The organism is Azonexus sp. (assembly GCF_030824335.1).
Lineage (GTDB): Bacteria > Pseudomonadota > Gammaproteobacteria > Burkholderiales > Rhodocyclaceae > Azonexus.
The window spans coordinates 1-24,953 of record NZ_JAVBXX010000024.1; the positions used below are offsets into that span (position 1 = coordinate 1).

14 protein-coding genes and 1 tRNA gene are annotated in these 24,953 nt (G+C 60.6%); 5 read left to right on the top strand and 10 right to left on the bottom strand.

Going from position 1 to position 24,953, the window contains the following annotated elements; genetic code table 11:
* The first annotated feature begins 312 nt into the window (after positions 1-312).
* The 5 genes from RCI20_RS13825 (at position 313) to RCI20_RS13845 (ending at position 11,560) form a co-directional block, all read left to right on the top strand.
* Positions 313-2,382 (top strand): site-specific recombinase, encoded by a 2,070-nt coding sequence (locus RCI20_RS13825; RefSeq protein ID WP_306606454.1) that lies wholly within the window; start codon positions 313-315, stop codon positions 2,380-2,382.
* The gene (locus tag RCI20_RS13830) at positions 2,382-4,067 is read left to right on the top strand and encodes an autotransporter assembly complex family protein (protein ID WP_306606455.1); all 1,686 of its coding nucleotides are present in this window, start codon (positions 2,382-2,384) and stop codon (positions 4,065-4,067) included. Before RCI20_RS13825 ends, RCI20_RS13830 begins: the two co-directional genes overlap by 1 nt.
* Positions 4,021-7,797 carry a translocation/assembly module TamB domain-containing protein gene (locus RCI20_RS13835; RefSeq protein ID WP_306606456.1) on the top strand — a complete coding sequence of 1,259 codons (3,777 nt, stop codon included), beginning with the start codon at positions 4,021-4,023 and terminating at the stop codon, positions 7,795-7,797. The genes RCI20_RS13830 and RCI20_RS13835 overlap by 47 nt, the downstream gene beginning before the upstream one ends.
* 152 nt (positions 7,798-7,949) lie before the next feature.
* A complete protein-coding gene (locus RCI20_RS13840) occupies positions 7,950-9,173 on the top strand; it encodes a hypothetical protein (RefSeq protein WP_306606458.1) in 1,224 nt (407 codons plus the stop codon).
* A 77-nt stretch (positions 9,174-9,250) separates the two neighbouring features.
* Complete coding sequence (locus RCI20_RS13845) at positions 9,251-11,560, top strand: CHAT domain-containing protein (RefSeq protein ID WP_306606459.1); 2,310 nt, start codon at positions 9,251-9,253, stop codon at positions 11,558-11,560.
* Positions 11,561-11,601: 41 nt separating this feature from the next.
* Here RCI20_RS13845 and RCI20_RS13850 read toward each other — a convergent pair whose 3' ends face one another.
* The 10 genes from RCI20_RS13850 to folD form a co-directional block, all read right to left on the bottom strand.
* A complete protein-coding gene (locus RCI20_RS13850; protein WP_306606460.1) occupies positions 11,602-14,685 on the bottom strand; it encodes an efflux RND transporter permease subunit in 3,084 nt (1,027 codons plus the stop codon).
* On the bottom strand, positions 14,682-15,806 hold the full coding sequence (locus RCI20_RS13855) for an efflux RND transporter periplasmic adaptor subunit (RefSeq protein WP_306606462.1): 1,125 nt from the start codon (positions 15,804-15,806) through the stop codon (positions 14,682-14,684). Before RCI20_RS13855 ends, RCI20_RS13850 begins: the two co-directional genes overlap by 4 nt.
* A 69-nt stretch (positions 15,807-15,875) precedes the next feature.
* On the bottom strand, positions 15,876-17,531 hold the full coding sequence (locus RCI20_RS13860; protein ID WP_306606464.1) for an acyl CoA:acetate/3-ketoacid CoA transferase: 1,656 nt from the start codon (positions 17,529-17,531) through the stop codon (positions 15,876-15,878).
* A gap of 79 nt (positions 17,532-17,610) precedes the next feature.
* Complete coding sequence (locus RCI20_RS13865) at positions 17,611-18,195, bottom strand: CBS domain-containing protein (protein WP_306606465.1); 585 nt, start codon at positions 18,193-18,195, stop codon at positions 17,611-17,613.
* A gap of 178 nt (positions 18,196-18,373) precedes the next feature.
* Positions 18,374-20,998: a hybrid sensor histidine kinase/response regulator gene (locus tag RCI20_RS13870; protein WP_306606466.1), complete on the bottom strand. Its 2,625-nt coding sequence runs from the start codon at positions 20,996-20,998 to the stop codon at positions 18,374-18,376.
* A gap of 235 nt (positions 20,999-21,233) precedes the next feature.
* Positions 21,234-21,309: transfer RNA gene (locus RCI20_RS13875), tRNA-Ala, on the bottom strand.
* Positions 21,310-21,414: 105 nt separating this feature from the next.
* Positions 21,415-22,413 carry an L-threonylcarbamoyladenylate synthase gene (locus RCI20_RS13880; RefSeq protein WP_306606468.1) on the bottom strand — a complete coding sequence of 333 codons (999 nt, stop codon included), beginning with the start codon at positions 22,411-22,413 and terminating at the stop codon, positions 21,415-21,417.
* Complete coding sequence (locus tag RCI20_RS13885) at positions 22,413-23,564, bottom strand: 5-(carboxyamino)imidazole ribonucleotide synthase (protein WP_306606495.1); 1,152 nt, start codon at positions 23,562-23,564, stop codon at positions 22,413-22,415. The genes RCI20_RS13880 and RCI20_RS13885 overlap by 1 nt, the downstream gene beginning before the upstream one ends.
* Before the next feature lie 5 nt (positions 23,565-23,569).
* Positions 23,570-24,067 carry a 5-(carboxyamino)imidazole ribonucleotide mutase gene (purE, locus tag RCI20_RS13890; RefSeq protein WP_306606470.1) on the bottom strand — a complete coding sequence of 166 codons (498 nt, stop codon included), beginning with the start codon at positions 24,065-24,067 and terminating at the stop codon, positions 23,570-23,572.
* On the bottom strand, positions 24,067-24,936 hold the full coding sequence (gene folD, locus RCI20_RS13895; RefSeq protein ID WP_306606471.1) for a bifunctional methylenetetrahydrofolate dehydrogenase/methenyltetrahydrofolate cyclohydrolase FolD: 870 nt from the start codon (positions 24,934-24,936) through the stop codon (positions 24,067-24,069). Before folD ends, purE begins: the two co-directional genes overlap by 1 nt.
* Positions 24,937-24,953 lie beyond the last annotated feature (17 nt).

Below are 24,953 nucleotides of genomic sequence, written 5' to 3' on the forward strand. Positions count from 1 at the left end.
GTCCAGTAGCCGGTACGCCAGCACAGGTCGAAGCCGCTCTTGGCGACAACGTCACGCTGGTCGATCACATAAACGCGCTCTTGGGCAACGGCGGAAAAACCGATACCAGCGAGCAGGGCAACTGCCAGGGTTTTCTTGACGAAGTTCATTTATTTCTCTTCCTATTTGGATTCAGGGATTTGAGTTATGTGGCGCGTATTCTATTACGAATCGTTACTCACTCGACAAGCGTAGCCACGGGATATATGCATCATCCGCGTTACCATAGCATCATCGTCATTCGAGCGCCGCAGAACCAGCCGCACAACAAATTTGAAAACCGCCCTCTATCGACTGATCAGCCGCCTGCAAGGCCATCCCGCAACGACCAATCTACGCTTGATCAAAGCGCTGGATGATTTTCGCCAACCCGACATCGACGAATTGGCATTACTGCGCCAGCTTGTCGCTGTACTGCGTCCGGTTCATCCGGGCGACGAAAGCAGCAATCAGCGCTACACCCTGATGCTTGAGCGACTGGAGAACGATCCAGGCTTATGCGATGCATTTCGCCGTCACGTGATCCGCTTCATCGGTAGTCGACGCCTCCTCACCTTCTTCACAGACAGCGGCATTCTGCCGGGCACCGGTTTCTTTTCCGAATGGTGGCGCATTCTCGGCAATCGCATCCTGCCCGAAGCACCAGATGAACGGCGGATGAAAGACTGCCTTCACCTGATATTCGATCAGTGCGACGATTGGCGCTGGCTGGAAGACGTACCCACCGAACTATCGCAACGCCTCTGGGAGATCCTGGCGCCGGCCGAAAACGTCCTTGAAATGGACCGGCGTGGCATTCAGGAACAAATGCTTGATGCCGTGCTGCTCCTCGCCCATCGGGTCAGCGGCCTCGGGGTTGAAGGCGAACTGATGCGTGCCTCGCCCAATCTTGACGATGACTCGCCACGCTTCATTGCCCTGTCGGCAGAAGCGTTGGACTTCGTCAGTAGTTTCCGGGCCGGGCTGAATGGCGACGCGACCCGCTTCGACACAGGGGACCAATTGCTGGTCATAGCCGAGCAATGCACAAATACGCTGAACAAAATCAGAAAGCGGGCGCTGACAATTGGCACGAGCCTACATCTTTCCTATGTACTGACACGCAGCGAACAAAGCCTTACGCGCATTGCCGAACTGGTCTCCATACTTACCGCAGGTTTGCGATCAACCCCACACGAAACGGCAATTCGCGACTGGTCGGCCTTCTCCCGTGCCGTATTTCTGGCTGAAAACCGCCGCCACAGTCTGTCCCATTATCTGCAACAACTGTCTGGCGTGCTGGCTGTTCGAGTCACCGAAAATGCCGCGCGCTCCGGCGAACACTACATTTGCGACACCCATGCCGATTACCGCCGGATGTGGGGTTCGGCTGCCGGCGCCGGCGTCCTGATCGGCCTGATGGCGCTACTCAAGATCAAGGCCGCCGCACTCGGTGCCCCACTATTCGTCGAAGCCTTCATCTTCAGCATGATTTACGGCCTCGGTTTCGTGGTCATTTACTTGCTCGGTTTCACCGTCGCCACAAAGCAACCGGCCATGACGGCACAAACACTGGCAGGCATGCTCGGCGACCTGAAACCAACCCGACAGGCGGACCTCGAACGGATTGCCGATGTCGCCTCTGCGGTCAGCCGCAGCCAGGTAGCAGCAATCGGTGGCAACATCATGGTGGCTTTTCCGGTGGCAATTGCCGTCGGTACCGGACTATCGATGCTGTTCGGTCAACCGCTGGTCGGACTGGAAAAAGCAGCACACCTGATGGCCGATCTCGATCCTTTATCCTGGGCCATTCCGCACGCCGCCATCGCCGGCTTTTATCTCTTCCTGTCCGGCTTGATCAGCGGCTATTTCGACAACCGTGCGGCCTATGCCAGTATCGGCCCGCGCATTGCCCGCCTGCGCTGGCTGCGGCGACTGGCCGGGGATGAACGGGCAACGCGCATCGGCAGCGACATCGAGAATCGGCTGGGCGGCATCATGGGTAACTTCCTGTTCGGCTGCATGCTCGGTTCGACCGGCATGGTCGGTACGCTGCTCGGCTTGCCGCTGGATATCCGGCATATCGCCTTCTCGTCGGCCAATCTCGGCTATGCACTGACCGGCTTCGAGTTTGCCATGGCCTGGCAAGCCCTCTTGTGGGGCGCGCTGGGCGTCGCACTGATCGGCCTGACCAATCTCGGCGTCAGTTTTGCACTTGCCTTGCGTACTGCAATGGGTGCCCGGCATATCGAATTTGCCCACTGGTGGCCATTGATCAATGCCCTGTGGCGACGTTTCTGCCGACAGCCTGGCAGTTTCCTGCTACCACCCCGCCCCGCCAAGGACAACGAAACAAATCACTGATGCGCAAGAGCAGCGGCCTGTTTGTCCTGTTGTCAGCACTCACTGCCCCGGCAGCAATCAGCCAGGTCAGCATCAATGCACCAGCCGATCTGGCCGGGAAAATCACGCCTTACCTGCGGGGCAACAACAGTGCGCAGGGCAGCAAGAAACTGGCGGGTGAAATCCTCGCCACCGAAGGCTATTTTTCCCCCAGCTACGAACTGCTCGATGCAGAGGATGAGGATGGCCGGGGAAGTCTGAAAATCGATCCCGGACCACGCACCCTGATTAATCGGGTCGATCTTGCGGTCGACGGCCCAATCGACCCAAAAATCCGGCAAGCCTTGATCGACGATTGGCGCCTGCCGGTTGGCCAGCCGTTCCGGCAAGCCGACTGGAATAGTGCCAAACAACAGCTCCTGAGCGACTTGCTGGCCGTCGAATACGCCAGCGCCCGCCTGCTCGACAGTCAGGCCGCAATTGATCTGGAAAAACACCAGGCAGCACTCAGCGCCCATTACGATACCGGCCCACGCTATCGTTTCGGCCCCTTGCAGATCGACGGTCTGACGCGCTACTCACCCGAACTGATTGCGCGCTACAACCACAGCGTCCTGCCCGGTGAGCCCTACCAGGCGGAAAGCCTGACGAGACTGGTCAGCACTTTGCAAGCCAGCCCCTACTTCGCCTCAGTACAGGCCGAACTCGACCTTGTCACAGCCCGGGTCGCCGACGATGGCACGGCCGTAGCGCCAGTCCATCTGCGCGTCCGCGAACGCCCGGCGCACCGCGCCGCCTTCGGCGCCGGCTTCAGCTCCAACACCGGTGCCCGCGTCGAAGCCAATTACAAGACGCCGGACCTGTTCGGCCAAGCCTGGGCACTGGACAGCGGCTTGCGCCTGGAACAAAAACGGCAAACGCTCTACGGTGATGTCTTCCTGCCCCCGGATGCCCGACAGCGTCGACACAGCATTGGCGCGATGAGCGAAAGCAGCAATATCGAAAAGCTGAAAATCGACCGTTATGCACTCGGCGTGCAAAGCGTGCAACAACGCGGCAGCGTCGAACAACGACTGTCGCTGAACTGGCAGCATGAACGACGCACGCCGGAGGGCGCCGAAGCCGTAAGCAGCCGTGCCCTGGTGCCGAATGTCACGTGGACCTGGCGCCAGGTGGATCATCTGCTCGACCCGCGCGCCGGCAATGTCTTGCAACTGAGCCTGGGTGGCGGCGCCAAAGCCGCGCTGTCCGACCAGAACTTCCTGCGCCTGCATGGGCGCTGGCAACATTACCAGCCAGTCGGCCAGCGCGACACGCTGGCCTTGCGCGCCGAACTGGGCCGCACGCTGGCCGACTCGCGTCTGCGCATTCCCCAGGATTACCTGTTCCGTACCGGCGGCACCGGCTCGGTCCGTGGTTACGGCTACCAGAGCCTGGGAATCAAGGAAGGCGAAGCAACCGTCGGCGGGCGCTACCTGGCGGTCGGCAGCGTCGAATATACGCACTGGCTGGACAACGCCTGGGGCATCGCCGCCTTTGTCGATGCCGGTGATGCGGTCGACGCACTGCGCGAGGCAAAACTGGCCGTCGGTTACGGGCTGGGGGTACGTTGGCGTAGCCCGGCCGGACCAATAGCCGCCGACCTCGCCTACGGCGAGCGTGAGCGGCAACTTCAACTGCATTTTTCACTGGCTATTCCGTTCTGACATGCGCCGCCGCCTGATCCTTTTCACCATCCCGCTCATGCTGGCCGTCGCAAGCATTGTTTTCTGGTCGCTCAACAGCCAGAGCGGTTTGCAGGCGCTGCTCGGACTGGCCGGTAGCGCGACCGGCGGGCGACTGGAAATCAGCGGCGTCACCGGCCGGTTGAGCGGCCCGCTGGAAATCGAAGCGCTACGCTGGCGCGACGAAACGTTGCAAATTTCACTGACGCAGGTACACATCGACTGGTCGCCGGACTGGTTGAGCCAAGGGCGCATGTCGATCAAAACGCTGGAGATCGACAGCCTGCGCATCGACAGCATTCCTGGCAAAACCAGCAGCAAGCTACCGGATGAGATCGGCCTGCCTTTTGCGGTCGACATCGAAAAACTGCAGATTTCCCGCCTGTTCTATGGCGAACAGCTCGTAGCCAATGCGCTGAGCACGCGTTTTGGCAGCGACAACAAGGAATACCGGCTGGCTGACTTGCGTGCCCGCAGCCGCGATGTCCAACTGCACGGCAACGTACAGTTGGCCACCCGCACACCATTTCATCTGGAAGCCGGCATTGAGCTGCAGGGCCAACTGGAGCGCCATCCACTCGCGCTGGCCATCCAGGCCAGCGGACCGCTTGAGCGACTGCCACTGGTACTCACCGCCCGAGCTGGCATCGAGGGGCAAGCGCAAGTCGTCCTGACACCATTTTCACCAGCCATGCTTGCCAGTGCCCAAGTCAGCCTGCACAACATCAACCCGGCGGCCTGGCAGGATGGTCTGCCAAACGCCCGGATCACCATCACCAGCGATCTGGCCCCGGCCCCCGAGGGCGTCGCCGGCAGCTTTCACATCGTCAATCAACAACCCGGTCGATTCGACCAGCAGGCCCTGCCGTTCAGCCAGCTCGGCGGCGCACTGCTCTGGCACGGAGAGCAACTGAGCTTCCCGAAACTACATGCCATTTTGGCCGGCCAGGGCGAGTTGACCGGAAAAGGCGAATGGTTGGCGGCTCGGCCAGATCAAACGACCGATGGCGCACTGCAACTGGCACTGCAAGCGCGCCGGCTCGACGCGGCCCAACTGTTTTCCCGCCTGCGCCCGACCCAGCTCAGCGGCCCCTTGTCAGTCAGCATCGGGCAAAACCGGCAGACCCTGAACTTTGAACTGAAGGACAGCCGTTTTGCGCTGCGCGGCGAAGCCAGCCACATGAATGCTGCGGTCGACATCAAAAAAATCGAAATTAGCGCTGGCGAGGCTAGTCTGCATGGCACGGCCTCGCTCCAACTGGATGAACAGCGCTTCACGCTGGATGCCGCACTGCGCCACTTCGACCCAAGCCGTTTTGCCCACACGCCCGCCGCCCGGATCAATGCGCAGATTTCAGCCAGCGGACAGTTTGCCCAGCAAACCAGGATCGCCGCGCAATTCACCTTGCAAGATAGCCAATACAACGCACAACCCCTCAGCGGTCGGGGCGAACTGAAACTGGCCTGGCCACAGATTTCCGGCATCGACCTGGCGTTCGCGCTGGGCAAGAACCGGATCGATGCCAGCGGCGCTTTCGGGCGCCCTGGCGAACAAGTGAAAATCCGCATCGACGCACCGAAACTCGACGCCTTCGGTGCCGAGGGCGGCATCACCGGCCGACTGGCGCTGGGCGGCACAGCCAAACAGCCGACGCTCGATGCCGAATTGCGCGCGGACCAGCTTGGTCTGCCCGGCATATTTCGCCTGTACGGGCTGAACTTGACGGCCGGGTTAAACGAAAGCGCGAGAGGGGCCGAGACGAAAAATGCCCCGCTACGCCTCGAACTCGCGTTGGATCGACTGGAGGATGGCGCACGCAACGAACTCGTGCAACACATCCGGCTCATCGGCCACGGCAAACGCGAGCAACACCGCCTGCAGTTGGCAGGCGACTTGCCAAGTGGCGAACAATTCACGCTGGCCGCAGCGGGAGGGCTGTTCGACAAGGCATGGCGCGGCCAGTTGAGCGAGCTCCAACTGACGGCCAAAACCCCGGCCCGCAATATCCGGCTCGCCGAGGCGGCACCGCTGCATCTGGCCAGCACCGGCTGGTCGCTCGGCCCACTTCGCCTGAACGGCGCGCCGCTCGACTGGCAAGCCAGTATCGAAGCCAGCAGCAAGAACCAGCGTTTGAATCTGAATATGCAGGCCAGCGGCTCAAGGATAGGGCGCCTGGCCGGCCAGCTGGATGCCGCGCTGAAAACGCCCTGGCAACTGGCCGAAAACCAGGCCTGGCAAGGCAGACTGACGGCCGCTATCGCCGATCTCGACTGGCTGGGCGAACTGATCGGCGAAGGCTGGCATGGCGCGGGGCGCCTCGATGGCGAACTGCAACTGGCCGGCACGCCAGCCCAGCCGCTGCTCAATGGTCAAGTACGCGGCAAGGCACTGAGCATCCGCCAGGATGAAGGACTGAGCCTGACCGATGGCGAGTTGAACGCCGAGATCACGAACAATCTGCTCAGCGTGCGTCAACTCGGCTTCAACAGCCCGCACCGCCCCTTGCCCGGCCCCCTGCGCCAGGCGCTGGGCGCTGCCGCCGGCCAGCATGAAACGGCGGGACGACTGGAAATATCGGGCGAATTCCGCGTTGACCGCAATAATGCGGACGGCCAGGGCGCGCTGGACATCCGCCTGGAGCGGGTTGCCGCCTGGCAACGGGCCGACCAGTGGATCAGTCTTTCCGGCCAAGGCCGGCTGGGCTGGCAAAAAGACAAGACCAAGGAGCAGAGCGGAAAAGCTGACGACAGTTCCGACTTGGCACCGGAGAACACCCTGAACATCCAGGGCCAACTCGGCGTCGATGCCGGCTATTGGCAACTGGCTCCCAGCGGCGCCCCCCGACTATCCGACGATGTCGTGATCCTGCACCCCGGCAGTGAGGCGAAAAACAAGCTGCGGCCCCGCTTGGCGCTGGCCCTGGAGATCGATCTCGGCCGTCACTTCCTGTTTTCCGGCGCCGGCCTGAGCAGTCGCCTGGCCGGCCAGGTCCGCCTCAGCGCCAGCGGCCGCGACCTGCCGCGCGCCAGTGGCAGCATCCGGGCACGCGATGGGCGCTTCGAAGCCTATGGCCAACAACTGGAAATCGAGCGCGGCATCCTGACGTTCCAGGGCCTCCCGGACAATCCGGCCCTCGATGTCCACGCAGTCCGCAAAGGCCTGGCCGTCGAAGCCGGCGTGCAGGTGAGCGGCACAGCCCAAAAACCCGTCATCCGCCTGACCTCCGATCCCGAATTGCCTGATGCCGAAAAACTCTCCTGGCTGATTCTCGGGCATGGTCCGGAAAGTGTCGGCAGCGGGGATGCGACGGTTTTGCTATCAGCCGCCAGCAGCTTGCTCGGCAACAATTCAGCTAACGTCGTACAGCAATTGAAACGGACTTTCGGTTTCGACGAATTCGGTGTCCGCCAAGGCGCCCTGGATGGGAGTGGCGGACGCCAGGCAGCCAGCCGGATTGCCGGCAGCCGCATCGACACCACCGCGGCAACCGGCCAGCAGATTCTGAGCATCGGCAAACGACTCTCTTCCAACGCCACACTGAGTTACGAACACTCGCTGGGTTCGGCCGAAAGCATCGTCAAGCTGTCCATCGCGCTGACCCGCCAAATCACCCTGATCGGCCGGGCCGGCAGCGACAACGCGCTGGATATTTTCTACACCCTTACCTGGGGACGCCCGCCCGTCCGACGGGCCGAAAAAACCGGCAAGTAAGCACTTCGTGCAACGCATTCACCCGGTTAGCAACAAAAACAATTTTTTGCCGGGAAAAGACAGGGCTTTTCTTGAAAAGAAGGAATCGCATCGCTACTATCCAGCGCTATTGTTCGATGCTTCAAACCAAAACATACCCAGGGGGGAAATTCATGAAACTGTTCAAATTTTCGGTTGGTGCCTTGATGCTGGCCAGTGCCGCCGCAGCCTCGGCAGACGTCAGTTGCAATAAGTCCTATGCCTTCCGCGCCGACGTCAACAACACGGTTGGCCACACCATCTGTGACTCAAGTGCTGAAACCTTCCTCGACACCCTGTCCAACTTCAAAGCCAGCAATCTGAACTACACGGACATCTCGCAAGCCACCGTAGCCGGTCGTTTCAGCGATGTTTCGCTCAACCTCGCCTATTCCGCCAATTCGACCACCCTGCATTACAATTTTGTCGAACTGGGTGAATCCGGCAGCTTCACCGGCGCCACCCGCAAGGAGTCAGAAGACCAGTTCGAAGACTTCATCAAGAAAAAAGGCATCATCGGTCGCATCATGAACTATGAAGCCAAGCATTCCCCGACCAGCCCGATCACCGGCGCCGGTGGGATGATTCCGATGACCATTGCCGCCGATTTCGGTGCCAGCTTCAACCAGTCGCCGACCAGCGGCGCAGGTGCAGCGGCAAGCGGCTCGGCAAACAACAATCTGATCGGCGCATCGATCAATTACGGCTCCTACAAGGTCAGCGGTCGCGGCGATGACATCACGACGACCTCGATCCCCTTGTCTTACACGATCCGTAACGGCATTGATCCACGTCGCCAGTTGAATATCAGCGTGCCGATCACCCTCGTTCAGGTCGGTGATGCCAAAACAGCCCATGCCGGGCTCGGCGTTTCCTATCGCCTGCCAATGAGCGATCAATGGACACTGACCCCTGGGGTTCGCTACTCCGTCGTTGCCTCCGCCGACCGCGCCACCGTGGCGAGCGTTTACTCTGCCTCGCTGGCCAGCACCTACGTGATTCCGCTTAACAGTTTCGACGTCACCATCGGCAACATGGTCGGTTATTACACCACCGGCAAGATTTCCGCTGGCGACTACTCGTTCAATCCGGATATCAAGAACATCGCCGTGCGCAACGGCGTCATGCTGTCGCAACCGGTGAATATCGGGCGCAAGCTGACGGCTGAATATTCGCTGATCGATACACGCTACCTGGGCAGCGACAAGCCGTTCCTGGATAACTATCAGGAAATCGGCATCACCCTCGGCACCAACAAGAGCGCAATGGATGCCCGCAGCTTCGTGCGCGGCGGCCTGACCTTCATGCAAGGGCCGAAAACCTCCGGTGTCACGGCAAACCTCGGATACTGGTTCTAAAAACCGGTAGTCCTGACCCGAAGCGGCCGCCACTGTGCGGCCGTTTTAATTTCCGCAACCGATCCGGCAAAACACTTATGCGTACTCATAAAATTTTTACCAGTTTGCTGTTATTGATGCTCGGCATCCATCAAACGGCATTTGCGGACTTTTCCGGCGATCAGGTCCGACTGGCGGCAAGCGGGCGCTTCGATCTGCTGGAAAGCAGCATCGAAGACTATGCAAAAACCACGCCCCTGAAGACGCGGGATCTGCATGCGCTGTGTTTTGCCTATTCAAAGACCAAACGCTATTCACAACTGCAACAATGTCTCGATCAACTGGAAACCAAAATCCAGGCTGGGGACCGACGCACCCTGCTGTTCGGCCTGCACGATGCAACCCCGGCCCTGCATCTGATGCGCGCCGAAGCCATGATCGAGTTGGGCCAGTACGCAACAGCCATTGACCACGCCAACAAGGCACTGACCTGGTTGACCGATGACGACAGCGACGATCTTGATCTTTTCGCCAATGCGCTGTCCGCCTTGTCTATCGCCCACGCCTTCAAAGGCAATACCGAGCAAGCCTGGAATTACGAAAAACAGTTGCTCAAGCTCAAGATCGGCATGATGAGCGATTACGCCAGTGCCAAGGCTGTCGCCTTGGCTCGGACACGCATGGCTTTGCAAGATTACCGTGGCGTGATCGATGCCATTCAGGGCGATGCCACATTCGGCGTCAATGTCTTTCTCGACAAGTTATTCAGCGGCAGTTTTTTTACCGGCACCAATAACTGGGTCTGGGCTGAACTGCCGCGCGCCTTCATGCTGAACAAGGCCTTGCTGGAAACCGGCAGGACTGAAGAAGCCAAAGCCGGCTTCGACAAATTGCTCGGCATCCGTCAGGTTCAGGAAAACGGTGAAATCTACTGGCTGTTGCTCAGCGACAGAGGACGTATCGCCGAAGAAGCCGGGCAATTTGAAACGGCGTTGTCATTGTTTCGCCAGGCCATCGATGTGGTTGAAACCCAGCGGGCAAATATCAACACTGAGGCCAGCAAAATCGGTTTTGTCGGCGATAAACAGGCGCTCTACGGAAAAGTTGTCAAGCTAGCCCATCGCTTGCAGCAGCCCAAGCTGGCACTCGAATACATGGAGCGCTCAAAGTCTCGGGCACTGGTCGATCTGTTGGCGGCGCGCAATGAACTGACTCTGGAAGCCGCACGGGATGATGAATCAAAACGCGTTCTGAAGGATTATTACGCCCAACAATCGGAAGCCAGCGTTCAACGACCGATTGACATGCAGGCCGCCTTGTCCAAAACCCGCACCACGCTCAGCAGCCAAGCCTCGGCGCTGCGTCAGCAAAATGCCGAACTCGCCTCTCTGGTAACGGTTCAGGCACTCAGCTCACAGGAACTGGTCTCCCAAATCGCTGCCGATGAGGTGCTGCTGGAGTTCTTCAGTCACGGGAATGTGTTTTTCGGTCTGATCGCCGACCAGAAGGAAAGTCTGCTACTGGAAATCAAATCTGCACAACTCGAAGCCGACATCCGCGAATTCAGGAAACTGATTCAAGACCAGAGCCCGTTAGCCGCTGCTTTGGCCAGCAAGTTATATGGGCAACTTATCGCCCCGTTCGAGAAAATCATTGGTCAACGCAATCTGCTGATCATCCCGCACGGCCCGCTGCATTATCTGCCGTTTTCGGCCTTGAACGATGGTAAGCAAGTCTTGATCGCGCAGCGCAGCCTGCGTTTTTTACCCAGCAACAGCGTCCAGCAATACATAGCCAAGGAAAAAAATCGCAACAGCTTCAAGCTGCTGATCTTTGGCAATCCGGACCTGGGCAAGGCACAACTCGACTTGCCCAGCGCCGAAGAAGAAGCCAAGGCCATTGCAAAATCCATCCCGCAGAGCGAATTGCTGACCAGGAAAAATGCCACCGAGTCCGCTTTCAAGCAGAAAGCCACGCAGTTCAACTACCTGCACATTGCATCGCATGGGCAATTCAAGGCAGAAAATGCCCTGGATTCACGTCTGTTGTTGGCATCCGATGTTGAAAACGATGGCTCTCTGACGGTTCGGGAACTCTATCAACTGAACATCTCTGCCGACCTGGTGACTTTGTCAGCCTGCGAAACAGGATTGGGCAGCGTTTTGAATGGTGACGACATTCTTGGGCTGACTCGCGGGTTTCTTTACGCCGGTAGCCGGAACATCGTGGCCAGCCTCTGGGAGGTGGACGACGAAGCTACATCGCTGCTGATGCAAGGGTTTTACAGTCGTTTGCAGCAGGGGAAATCAAAGAAAGCCGCCTTGCGTGAAGCCCAACTGCAATTGCAGAAAACGCATCCGGACCCGTTTTACTGGTCGGCTTTTTACCTGACCGGCGCTGGCACCTGATGGCACCGCGTGAATCGCATCGCCCCGGTGGGCGATTCGATTCACGCAGCCCCGACCTGACGCTTTCTCAGCAAATACTGCCGACCCTTGACGATCAAGTCATCCACGTAAGTAAACACCACCGGAATCACCAGCAGACTGAGGAAAGTCGAGGTAATCAGGCCGCCAATCACGACAATCGCCATCGGCGCGCGGAAACTGGGATCGGCACCGATACCCAACGCAATCGGCATCATGCCAGCGCCCATCGCAACCGTCGTCATGATGATCGGCCGGGCCCGCTTGCGGCAGGCATCGAGCAAGGCCGGCCAGCGTTCGAGGCCGGGATGGCCGTCGATGCCACGGCGGGCGAGAATGACGTAATCGATGAGCAGGATGGAGTTCTTGGTGGCGATGCCCATCAGCATGATCAGGCCGATCATCGACGGCATCGACAAGGCCTGCTGCGTGATGAACAGCGCCAGGAAAGCCCCCGGCACCGACAGCACCAGCGCGGCGAGAATGGTCACCGGCTGGACGAAATCCTTGAACAGCAGCACCAGCACGACGTAAATGCACAGCACGCCGGTCGCCATCGCCAGGCCGAAGCTGGCAAACAATTCTCCCATCGCCTCGGCATCGCCGACCGTCGTCTGGATGATACCGGACGGCAAGTTCAGCAAGCTCGGGCTGCCCAGCACGGCTTTCTCCACCTCGCCGAGCGCCAGCCCGTTCAGTTCGATTTCGAAATTGATGTTGCGCAAACGGTCGTAGCGGTCGATTTCGGCCGGTCCGCCGCCGAGCGAAATATCGGCGATATTGGACAGCCGCACCGGCCCATGCTGGCCGGGCACGGTCAATTGACGCAACAACTCCAGGTCGGCGCGCGCCGCCACCGGCAACTTGACGACAATGGGCACCTGGCGCTGCGCCAGATTGAGCTTGGCCAGACCCTGATCGTAATCGCCAGCCGTGGCGATGCGCAGCGTGTCGGCAATCGCCGCCGAGGTCACGCCAAGATCGGCCATGCGCGCGAAATCCGGGCGAATGACCAGTTCCGGACGAACCAGGCTGGCTGTCGTCGTCACATTGCCGATGCCGGGAATCGCCCGCAGGTCGCGTTCAACCAGCCGCGCGTGTTCGGTCAGCAAAGGCCCGTTCTCGCTGGCCAGCACCAGCACGTATTTTTCGTTGGCCGAACCGAGGCCGACCTTGATGCGCGCCCCCGGAATGGCCTGCAAGGCATCGCGGAAAGTGGCTTCGATGTCCTGCTTGGTAGTCCCGGAGCGTTCGTTGCGCGGCGTCAGATTGACCGTTAGCGTGGCCTTGCGGACTTCGGCCGCGCCAGCCGGGGCGAACGGATCGCTGCCCGAAGCACCGCCCCCGATCGCCGTGTACACCAGACGAACATGCGGATTGGCCTGAACGATGCGCCGCGCCTGCTCGGCCGCCGCCAGTGTTTCGTCGAAACGCGCACCGGGTGGCAAGGCGATGTGCACCTGGGTTTGCGACAGGTCGTCCGGCGGCAGGAAGCCGGTCGGCAGCAGCGGTACCAACATGAACGAGCCGACGAAAAACGTACCGGCGGCGAGCAGCGTCAGTACCCGATGGCGCAGACACCAGTCCGCCCAGGATTCGTAAATCCCCAGCCAGCGCGGCGGCGCGTGATCGGCCACCGGCTTCAGCAGGTAGGCGGCCATCATCGGCGTCAGCATGCGCGCGACGACCAGCGAGAAAAACACGGCAATTGCTGCGGTCCACCCGAATTGGACAAAGAATTTGCCGGCGACGCCGCTCATGAACGCCGTCGGCAGGAATACGGCGATCAGCGTGAAAGTGGTGGCGATAACCGCCAGCCCGATTTCGTCGGCCGCTTCCATCGCCGCCTGCATGGGCGGTTTGCCCATGCGCAGGTGGCGCATGATGTTTTCGATTTCGACAATCGCGTCATCGACTAGGATGCCGACAACCAGCGACATCGACAGCAGGGTCACGACATTGAGCGTGAAGCCCATCAAATGCATCGCGGCAAAACTCGGGATGATCGACAGCGGCAAGGCCGTCGCCGCAACAAAGGTGGCCCGACCATCGCGCAAGAACAGCCAGACCACGATGACCGCCAGGATGGCGCCTTCAATCAGCAGCCACATCGAACCTTCATAATTTTCCGTCACCGGATCGACGAAATTGAAGGCTTCGGTGATCTCGATATCCGGATGCTCGGCGCGCAAGCGGGCCAGCACGACGGCCACGCCATCGGCCACTTCAACCTCGCCGGCGCCCTTGCTGCGCGTGATTTCAAAACCGACGACCGGCTGCCCGTTGAGCAAGGCAGCGCTGCGTTGCTCGCCGACCGTATCGCGTACTGAAGCCACCTGATCGAGGCGCAGCGTCCGCCCATCGGACAGCATGATGTCCATGGCCGCCAGATCGGCTGACGACTGCACCGTGGCAATCGTGCGTACCGATTGCTCGGCACCGCCGATATCGGCCCGGCCGCCCGAGGCTTCCTGCTGGATGCGGCGCAACTGGCGCGAAATATCGGCCGCCGTGGCATTCAGCGCGAGCATGCGGGCCGGGTCGAGTTCGATACGGATTTCCCGCGTCACGCCGCCCACCCGCGCCACCGCGCCAACCCCGCGAGCACTCAGAATGGCCTTGCTGACCGTGTTGTCGACAAACCAGGACAGCGCCTCGTCATCCATCCGGCTCGACGCCACCGTGTAGGTCAGGATAGGTGCGCCAGCCAGATTGGCCTTGGTGATGACCGGATCACGCAAGTCGCCAGGCAGGTCGGAGCGGATGCGCGACACGGCATCGCGCACGTCGTCGAGCGCTTCCTGTGGCGGCTTTTCCAGCCGGAACTCGACGGTTACGGTCGCCGTACCGTCCTGCACCTTGGTGTAGATGTGCTTGATGCCCTGCAAGGTCGCCACCGAATTTTCGATCTTGCGCGCCACCTCGGTTTCCATCTGCCCCGGCGCAGCGCCGGGCAGGCTGGCGACGACGGTGACCATCGGCAGGTCGACGTCCATGAACTGCTGCACCTTCATCGCCTTGAAGGCCATCAGACCAGCCAGCGTCAGCATGATGAAGAACAGGATGGCTGGTGTCGGATTACGGATCGACCAGGTGGAAACGTTCATTTGGCGCCATCCGCGACGATACGCACGCGGTCGCCGTCGGCCAGGAAGCCGGCGCCGCTGGCGACAATGCGGGCATCGGCCGGCAAGCCATCGACGATTTCCAGCAAATCGCCCTGCCGCCGTCCGGGCACGACCTTGGTTTGCGCCACGCGGTCTTCGCCCTCCAGTCGGTAAACGTAGGCGAAACCCTCGCGCAGCACGACGCTGGCTTGCGGCACGGCCAGCGCCGGGCTGGCCCCCAGATCGAACTCGCCGCGCGCGAACATGCCGGCCTTGACCGCGGATGCTGCGGTCGACGCCGGCAAATCGACATAAACCAGACCATTGCGGGTTTGCGGATCGACGCTTGGTGCCAGACTGCGCACCTTGCCCTCGACGGTCTCACCGGACGGCCCGGTCAGGCGGGCCAGCGTGCCGACCTTGAGTTTGCCGAAATCGGCCGAGGGCAGTTCCGCCCGCCACTCCAGCCGGCCGCCGCGAATCAGCCGGAACAACTCCTGCCCCGGCTGGGTCAGCGAACCCGCCGTGGCGCTTTTGGCCGAGATCACACCAGCATCCGGCGCAACCACCTGCGTCTTGTCCAGACGCAGTTGCGCTGACTGCAGACGCGCCCTGGCCGCCGCCAGACGGGCAGCGCTTGTCTGTTCGGCGCTCTGGTACTGGCTGTTCATCTGTTGACTGTAAAAACCGCGCGCCTGCAAATCACGCGCCCGTGCCGCATTGCCGCGCGCTTCGCTCGCCGCGGCTTGCTGTTCGAGTACTGCGGCTTGGGCCTCGGCCAGTTCGCTGGCCAGCGTGCTGGCATCGATGCGCGCCAGCACCTGTCCCTTGCCGACCGTATCGCCAACCTGGACCAGCACTTCGGCAATCCGCGTATTGGCCACTTCAGCGCCGATCGCCGCTTCCTGCCAGGCCGCGACATTGCCGTTGGCGGCCAGCGTCTGCGGCCAATCGGTTTTTTTCGGGCTCACCAAGGTAACGGTCAAGGCCGGCTGTGTTGCGGTTTTTGCCGCTTCGGTTGGGGCTGACTCGCCGCATCCCGCCAAAGCAAAAGCCGCCAGCGCAAACAAGGCATGGCTTGCCGTGCGCACAAGCAACAAGCGGGTGGATTGATTATTCATGCTGGGCCTGCATCGATCACAAAACCGGCTGATCATACCGCGTTGCAGCCAGGTCAGCAGCCAATGACATCAGCTTGGTGCTGACTGGCGCTCGATATCCGGTCGAAGATGCATGGGCAGATCGGAAAAAATGCGGGCATCCATCAATTTGGGCGCCGTATACATGATCGGACGAAAGGCCATCCGGTCGAGAATATCCCGCTGCAAATCGACGCCGGGGGCAATTTCACTGAGGACCAGCCCTTCCGAAGTCAGTTCGAAGACGCAGCGTTCGGTAATGTAGAGCACCGGCGTTCCGCGCTTGACGGCTTGCGGCCCGGAGAAAGTGCGATGCTCGACCGCACCGACAAATTTCTGTGCTGCACCATCCTGCAAAATACGCAGTTTTCCATCGTCGACCGCAATATTCAGCTTGCCCGCCGTAAACGTCCCGACGAACACCACCTTGCGCGCACTTTGCGAGATATTGATGAAGCCGCCAGCACCCGCCAAACGAGGGCCGAAACGGGAGACATTCAGATTGCCTTCTCGGTCGGCCTGGGCCAGACCGAGAAAGGCGATATCCAGACCGCCGCCGTCATAGAAATCAAACTGGCTGGGCTGGTCGATCACTGCCTGGGCATTGGTTGCCGCACCGAAACTGAGACCACCGGCCAGCACGCCGCCGATGACACCTGGCTCAGCCGTCAGGGTCAAGAGGTCAATGATGCCCTCCTCCGCCGCAACATCGGCAATGCCCTCCGGCATGCCAATACCGAGATTGACGATGGCACCGGGCGTCAGCTCCATCGCCGCCCGCCGCGCAATGATTTTGCGTTCGCTCATCGGCATGGGCGGAATGGCCGACATCGGCACCCGGATTTCACCCGCATATGCCGGGCTGTATTGCTCGACGAAAGTCTGCATGTGGTATTCGGGCTTCTCGGCCACCACCACGCAATCAACCAGAATGCCGGGAATCTTGACCTGGCGCGGGTTCAGCGAACCGCGCTCGGCAATGCGCTCGACCTGCACGATGACCATCCCGCCAGAATTCTTTGCTGCCATCGCAATAGCCTGCGCCTCCAGCGTCAGGGCTTCCTTTTCCATCGTCACGTTGCCATCGGGATCTGCCGTCGTGCCGCGAATGATGCCGACGTTAATCGGGAAGGCCTTGTAGAACAGGTATTCCTCGCCGTCGATTTCCATCAATCTGACCAGGTCGACCGTGGTTTTTTCATTCAGCTTGCCACCGTCAAAGCGCGGATCGACGTAAGTGCCCAAGCCGATGCGCGAAATGGTGCCCGGTTTGCCGGCGGCAATGTCGCGAAACAGGTGGGTAATCACACCCTGCGGCAGGTTGTACGCCTCGATGCGATTGGCTACCGCCAGTTCCTGCAGGCGCGGCACCAAGCCCCAGTGGCCGCCAATCACGCGGTCAACCAGGCCATCATGGCCAAAATGGTTCAAGCCGCGTTCCTTGCCATCGCCCTGGCCGGCGGCGTAAACCAGCGTCAGGCCGCGTGGGCTGCCCTGCCCGTGCATATCGCTTTCACGCGCCTCGATGAAATGCTGCTCCAGCGCCACCGCGATATTTTCTGCAAATCCAATACCGACAAAACCACCGGTGGCAACCGTATCTCCATCGCGAATCCGGGCAACCGCAGCACGCGCACTCATCACCTTGCCAGTTGTCCCTCCCTGCGCGTGGGTCGACGGGGACTGCGACAGGGGCAAGCTGGACATCGGGCAACTCCTGAATAAACGAAATCAATAGCCTGAAACTGGCTGGCGAGCGGCCTTAGCCCGCCAGCCTTGCAAGAACTTAATTGACCAGCGCGGCTTCGATTTCGGCAAAAGTCCGGGGCAGGTCGAAACTCAACACCGGCACGCCCAGCGCCCGGCCGATCTGCGTGGCAGAGAACAGGCCGCGCACCCGTGGCAAGCCGGTTGCCGGATCGTTGTCCTCGACCAGAATATGCTGCCGCCCCAAACTTTTCAGTGCATCGAGAATATCGGCGACATTGGCCTTCAGGACATCCCCCAGATACAGCGTATCGATGCTGCCGATTGGCGTCATCAAATCAGCCACCGTCAATTCATCCCGCTTGCCACCACGTGCCTGAACAATTTGCAGCGGCTTCTCGCCGACGATGTCACGCGCAGTAATCAGGCCGGCCAGCAAATCATCCTTGCCCACCACCATCAGCAAACGCACACCGCGCGAAATCATTCGCGCATTGGCCTCGTCGATCAGTGCATCCGGGGCAATGGTCACCGTCGTGACACGGGAAAAATCGGTCATCGCTTCGATTGCCGGTGAATCCGCAGCAATCAGATGAAAACCGGAAACGCACAGGGCAGCATTCGACGAAAGTTTGTGTGCACGAACATGAACGGGTAGGGGCATGATGTCTTCCTCCAACAAGCGTTATTATTTTGCGGCATGCGCCGCGTCAGTACGGATACCGCAAACGTTGCGGATCCTTGTCGTGCAGTATTCCGGGAAGCCTGCCGGGATGCAAGCCTCTGTCACATTATGGTTGTGATCTTCGGCCTGACCTCCGGTTCAGCAACGCCAAACCGGCTCAGGTGCGGTGACGACTGCCACGCCAGCGTGCCAGCATCGAGAACAGCACCTCGGGATCGAAGGGCTTGCTGATGTAGTCGTTCATCCCGGCAGCCAGACATTTCTCCCGGTCGGTGCTCATGGCATTGGCGGTGATGGCAATGATCGGTATATCCGCGGATATTTCCTCACGAATGCGTCGGGTCGCCTCATAACCACTCATCACGGGCATCTGGCAATCCATCAGCACCACATCGAAGCTTTCCGCCCTTAGCTTCGTCAAAACCTCCAGCCCATCTCCGGCAATGACTACTTCAGCACCAGCAATCTCGACCAGCAACTCCAGGGTCACTTGCTGGTTGATTTCGTTATCCTCGGCCAGCAGGATACGCATGCCGCGAATCGGCGATACCCAGCCCGTACTCTCGTCACCCGTTTCCACGATGGAAGCCGGCGTAGAAGCATTGCCGAAGATATTGGTAAAGGTATCAAGCAGCGACGAGGCGCTCACCGGCTTGGTCAGGTAACCATCGAGACCATACTGCAGTACGCGTTGCTGAACAGCCTCATTGCCGTAAGCCGTCACCATGACGATTCTCGGCTGAACGACATCGGGCGACTGACGGATGCGGCGCGCCGCCTCGAATCCATCCATCCCCGGCATTCGCCAATCCATCAAAAGCAGGTCGAAAGGCGTGGAATCGGCACTCCGCTGCAATTCGGCCAGTCCCTCTTCGGCAGAGGCCACCAACCTGGGGTGATAGCCCAGGCTGACGAGCAGGGCCTCGAATATCTCTCTGGCTGTGGCACTGTCGTCGATGACGAGGATACGCAGATACCGGATGTCCGGCGCAGGCAAGCGCGCGGCCACGGCGGCACAGGCACTGCCGAATACAGCGGTGAAGTAGAACTCGCTTCCTTTGCCCTCTTCGCTGCGGACCCCCATTTCACCGTGCATCAGATGCACCAGTTGCTTGCTGATGGCCAACCCCAGGCCCGTACCACCATATTTTCGCGTCACCGACGCGTCGGCCTGGCTGAATGGCTGGAAAAGTAGCGCAATCTGCTCCTCGCTCATGCCAATCCCCGTATCACGAACGGAAAACAGCAGCTTCACCATCCCGGCATCCGCGCCGACGAGTTTCACCGTCACGACGACAATTTCACCGCTGCTGGTGAACTTGACGGCATTGCTGCATAAGTTGATCAATATCTGGCCAAGCCTGAACGGGTCGCCGACCAATCGGCGGTCAACGTCGCCGGCGGTATTGATCAGGAATTCCAAGCCCTTTTCCTGCGCCTTGGGCGCGATGAGCGAGGTCACATGTTCAAGCACGTCCTCCAGTTGGAATTCGATCCATTCCATCTTCAACTTGCCCGCCTCAATTTTTGAAAAGTCGAGGATGTCGTTGATGATGCCTAGCAAAGCGCCAGCTGCTCCCTTGGCTTTACCCAGGTAGTTTCTCTGCTGGGGAGATAATTCAGTACGTAGTGCCAGATCGGTCATGCCGATGATGCCGTTCATCGGCGTGCGTATTTCATGACTCATGTTTGCCAGGAATTCGCTTTTGGCGAGCGTCGCCGCCTCCGCCTGCTCCCTTGCCAACTGCAACTCGCCAGTCCGTCGGGAAACAAGTTGTTCAAGTTGCGCCTGGTGTGCCTTCAAGGAAGCCTCAGCCTCAATCTGCCGAAGCAACGCAGCTCGAGCTACGAGGACAAGGAACAGCGAGACCAGCGCAATCAGTACGACGGCACTGCCATACCAGTAGACGTTCCGCCACCATTCGGCCAGATAATCATCCTCGGCAATTGCCGCCAGCACATAGAGCGGATAATCGCCGACCTGGCGAAAACTGTAGATTCGCTTGACCCCATCGGCCGGACTGTACTGGTCATAAACGCCCTTCTTGACCCCCTGCGCCCGCAATCGCGCTACGGGATGGTTTAGCATGACCTGCCCCATGTTCGCTTCGAGCCGCGGATGACGAACCATGAGTCGCATTTCGGCGTCACGCATCAGGACCGTACCGCGCGCGCCCATATTGACCGATGCGTAGAACGCCTCAATTTGATCAAGCCGCAGCGCCACGCTGACGATGCCGGCAAACCGGCCAGCCTCGTCGATGATCCGCCGGCTCAAGGAAATGCTCCAAGTCCCGTTAGTACGTGAAACCAGCGGTGGAGAAATGATCAGCCCGGACGCACTGTTATCCCGGTGCATCTGAAAATAGTCGCGATCCGAGACATTGATGCCCGGCACCGTTGCCAGCGAACTATGCAGGAAGTTTCCGTTCGCATCGACGATCTGGATCGCACTTGCCTCCGGCAGCGTGGCAAGCTTCTCGCGGAGCAGCCCGGAAAAGCGCCTGGCGGACGAGCTGGCCAAGCCGATTTCCTGGCCAGGGCCAACTTTCAGGTGACCGAGAACATCCTGCAACATCAGGTCAACTTTCTCGACCACCGCCAGCGCATGCTGCTCGAGAATGATGCTTACATTCTCCGTTTCCCGCAGCACCTGCCGCTCCCGATTCTGTCGATCATCGTACAAACTGAGACTGATCAGAATGGAAAAACCCAGCGCACTCAACGCACCGGCCAGCATGACAAGCCGAAACACGGGTACCCCGCGAAGCCTGTTGATCATCGTGCAACTCCGTCACGATGCCGTTGCGCACCGCCAAACGTGGGCGCCTCGGCGTCAATCTCCTCCGGACTTGTTCCCGGACAAGCGGTCCCGGACATAAACCACCTGCCAGCCAGCAAAATGCCGATGTACTGACCGAAGTATAGATTCGGAGTAGACGAATGGCAAAAGCATTAGTCATCCATTCCCGGCGAGGAGAATGACAAAGGCCAGAGCATGCTCTGGCCTTTGAAATTGGTGGACCGAATGAGGATCGAACTCACGACCTCCGCATTGCGAACGCGGCGCTCTCCCAGCTGAGCTATCGGCCCGTCGGGAGAAACTATAGCAGCCTGCCCAAGCGCAGGAAAGAGGGAGAAATTGCTGGTTTTAGCGCGTAGACCGCAGGACCAGCCGCTACAGCCGGGTCGCCGCAATCAGCCCTGCCCGGCGCCGACGGCGGCGCGGCGCAGGCGGTCGGCGACGGCGGCCCATTCGGCGGATTCGGGCAAGGATTCGACGACGATCAGGTCGACGCCGGCGTGGTCCATGTCGCGCAGGGCGGCATACAGTTCGTGGGCGTAGCCGACCGGGTCGGCCGGCATCATGCGCCAGGCGTGCGGCATGCCGGCTTGCGGTGGCTGGTTGCGGCTGATCACCGCGCAACGGCCGCCGCGATGGCGCTGGGCGTTGATGAAATCGAGCAGGCGCTCGGCGGCAATCATGCGCAGCGGGGTTGTCGGCGCGTAGTGCGCTTCCAGCGAGCCGGAAACGCGCGGCGCGCCCTTGGCGGTTTCGATGGCTGGCCGATGCCCGAGTACGGCTTCCAGGTGCAGCGGCGAGATGTGGCCGGGGCGCAAGACCACCGGGGCGCCGCGCGAGCAGTCGATGATGGTTGATTCGATGCCGACCGCACAGGCGCCGCCGTCCAGAATCATCGGAATCCGTTCGCCCAATTCTTCCGCGACATGCGCGGCGCTGGTCGGGCTGATGCGGCCGAAGCGGTTGGCCGACGGCGCGGCGATGCCGGCTGGCTGCCCCGGCTTTGCTGCGGCAAAGCGGCGCAGCAATTCGAGCGCCACCGGATGACCGGGCACGCGCAGCCCGACGGTGTCCTGGCCGCCAGTTACGGTCGACGGCACCCAGGCCTGCTTTTTCAGGATCAGCGTCAGCGGGCCGGGCCAGAAGGTTTCCATCAGTTCCCAGGCAATTGGCGGAACATCTTCCGCCCAGGCGTCGACCGCATCATGGCCGGCGAGATGGACGATCAGCGGGTGGTCGGCCGGCCGGCCCTTGGCGGCGAAAATTTTGCCGACCGCATCGGCATTGGCCGCATCCGCGCCCAGCCCGTAGACCGTCTCGGTCGGGATGGCGACCAGTTCGCCGGCGACCAGCAGGTCGACGGCACGCTGGTAATCGGCATCCGAGGGCGTCATCAGTCCTTGATGCCGATTGCGGCGCGGGCGGCGAGTGCGGCTTTTTGCACGGCTTCGGCGTTGTCGCCGATCACCGTGAAGTGGCCCATCTTGCGGCCCGGGCGGGCGTGATGCTTGCCGTACAGATGCAGTTTCAGGTTGGGAATGGCGTGCAGCAGCGACCAGTCGGGTTCGCGGTAGTTTTCACTGGGGTTGCCATTTTCGTACCACAGGTCACCGAGCAGATTGACCATCACCGACGCGGAGTGCGCGCGGGCTTCGCCCAGCGGCAAGCCGCACAGCGCCCGCACCTGCTGCTCGAACTGGTCGGTCACGCAGGCATCGATGGTGTAGTGGCCGCTGTTGTGCGGCCGGGGTGCCATTTCGTTGACGATCAACTGACCCCGGCTGACGAAGAATTCGACGCCCATGGTGCCGATGTAGCCGAGCTTTTCCGCAATGCGTGCGGCGATGTCTTCGGCGTCGCTCTTCAGGCAGCCGGTGGTCCGTGCCGGGACGATGGAGACATCGAGAATGCCGCGCGTGTGCTGGTTTTCGCCGGTCGGGAAGCAGCGCACATTACCTTGCGCATCCCGCGCCAGCACGACCGACACTTCGTAATCGAGCGTCAGGCGCTGTTCGAGCACGCACTGTTCGCCCTTGAAGTGACCGAAAGCGAGCAGCGCTTCCTCGAAGTTGTTCACCGTCGCCTGACCCTTGCCGTCGTAACCGAAACGGGCGACTTTCAGGATGGCCGGGAACAGTTCGGACGGCGCGGATTTCAGGTCGTTTTCGCTGTCGACCGCAATAAACGGCCCGTGCGGAAAACCGTTGTCGCGCAGGAAGGATTTCTCGCTGACGCGGTGCTGGCAGACGGCTACAGCAGCAGCATGCGGGCGTACCGGTACGAACTTGCCGAGGTAATCGAGCGTGGCGGCCGGGACGTTTTCGAATTCGGTGGTGATCGCGGCGCAACCGGCGGCAAATTCGTCGAGCGCGGCGTAATCGGCGTAATCGACGCAGAAATGACGCTCGGCGATCTGCCCGGCCGGCGAGTTTTTATCCGGGTCCAGCACCCAGACCTGGTAACCCAGTTCGTGGGCGGCAGTAACGAAGAAACGGCCCAACTGGCCGCCCCCGAGCATGCCCAGCGTGGCGGGCGGCAGGATCATGGTGTTCATACTTCGGGCAACTTCATGGCCAGGACCTTTTCGGTCTGGGCATTGCGGAAGGCTTGCAGCTTCGCGTTCAGCGCCGGGTCTTCATTGGCCAGCATGGCGACGGCGAACAGTGCGGCGTTGGCGGCACCGGCTTCGCCGATGGCGAAGGTGGCCACCGGGATGCCCTTGGGCATTTGCACGATGGAATGCAGCGAATCGACGCCGGACAAGGCCTTCGATTGCACCGGCACACCAAGCACCGGTACGGTGGTCTTGGCGGCGAGCATGCCCGGCAGATGGGCGGCACCGCCGGCACCGGCGATGATGGCCTTCAGGCCACGCGGACCGGCGGTTTCGGCGTATTCAAACAGCAGGTCGGGCGTGCGGTGGGCGGAAACGACGCGGGCTTCAAAGGCAACGCCGAAATCCTTAAGGATCACGGCGGCAACCTGCATGGTCGGCCAGTCGGAGTCGGAACCCATGACGATGCCGACGGAAATTTTCTTTTCGGTCATTAGCGCGCTCCTGCCTCGGCTGCCGCCTTGCGCTCGGCTGCTTCAATCGTATTAGCCAACAGCATGGTGATGGTCATCGGGCCAACGCCGCCCGGCACCGGCGTAATCTGGCCGGCAACGTTCAGACAGTCTTCGTAATCGACGTCACCGCACAGCTTGCCATCCGGCAAACGGTTGATGCCGACGTCGATAACCACGGCGCCCGGCTTGATCATGTCGCCCTTGACGAACTTCGGCTTGCCGACCGCAGCGACGACGATGTCGGCGCGGCTGGTGTGGAATTTCAGGTCGCGGGTGCGCGAATTGCAGACGGTGACGGTCGCGCCTGCATTGATCAGCAGTAGCGCCATCGGTTTGCCGACGATGTTGGAGCGGCCGATGACGACGGCTTCCTTGCCGTTCAGGTCAACATTGCCTTTCTCGAACATCTTCATGACGCCATACGGCGTGCAGGGAATGAAACGCGGATTGCCCTGGGCCAGCGCGCCGACGTTCTCGGCATGGAAGCCGTCAACGTCCTTGTCGGCGGCAATCGCTTCCAGCACTTTCTCTTCGTCGAAATGCTTGGGCAAGGGCAGTTGCACCAGGATGCCGTGGATCGCCGGATCGGCGTTCAACTCGGCGATCTTTTTCAGCACCGTTTCCTGGTCGACCGCAGCATCGTAAGTGATCTTCTCGGAGTGCATGCCGATGGCCAGGCAGCCATTGACCTTGTTGCGGACATAGACCTCGGAAGCCGGGTCTGCACCGACCAGAATGACCACCAGGCCGGGCTTGTGCCCTTTGGCCGTCAGCGCTTCCACGCGCGCCTTGAAACCCTGGCGCAGTTCTTCCGCCAATGCCTTGCCGTCGATAATTTGTGCCGTCATCGTCGCATCCATCAAAA

Bases quoted from the DNA above. Each gene is read 5' to 3' on its own strand.
- RCI20_RS13830 (WP_306606455.1), top strand. From the start codon at position 2,382: ATGCGCAAGAGCAGCGGCCTGTTTGTCCTGTTGTCAGCACTCACTGCC.
- RCI20_RS13840 (WP_306606458.1), top strand. From the start codon at position 7,950: ATGAAACTGTTCAAATTTTCGGTTGGTGCCTTGATGCTGGCCAGTGCC.
- RCI20_RS13845 (WP_306606459.1), top strand. From the start codon at position 9,251: ATGCGTACTCATAAAATTTTTACCAGTTTGCTGTTATTGATGCTCGGC.
- RCI20_RS13850 (WP_306606460.1), bottom strand. From the start codon at position 14,685: ATGAACGTTTCCACCTGGTCGATCCGTAATCCGACACCAGCCATCCTG.
- RCI20_RS13855 (WP_306606462.1), bottom strand. From the start codon at position 15,806: ATGAATAATCAATCCACCCGCTTGTTGCTTGTGCGCACGGCAAGCCAT.
- RCI20_RS13860 (WP_306606464.1), bottom strand. From the start codon at position 17,531: ATGTCCAGCTTGCCCCTGTCGCAGTCCCCGTCGACCCACGCGCAGGGA.
- RCI20_RS13865 (WP_306606465.1), bottom strand. From the start codon at position 18,195: ATGCCCCTACCCGTTCATGTTCGTGCACACAAACTTTCGTCGAATGCT.
- RCI20_RS13870 (WP_306606466.1), bottom strand. From the start codon at position 20,998: ATGATCAACAGGCTTCGCGGGGTACCCGTGTTTCGGCTTGTCATGCTG.
- RCI20_RS13880 (WP_306606468.1), bottom strand. From the start codon at position 22,413: ATGACGCCCTCGGATGCCGATTACCAGCGTGCCGTCGACCTGCTGGTC.
- RCI20_RS13885 (WP_306606495.1), bottom strand. From the start codon at position 23,564: ATGATCCTGCCGCCCGCCACGCTGGGCATGCTCGGGGGCGGCCAGTTG.
- purE (WP_306606470.1), bottom strand. From the start codon at position 24,067: ATGACCGAAAAGAAAATTTCCGTCGGCATCGTCATGGGTTCCGACTCC.
- folD (WP_306606471.1), bottom strand. From the start codon at position 24,936: ATGACGGCACAAATTATCGACGGCAAGGCATTGGCGGAAGAACTGCGC.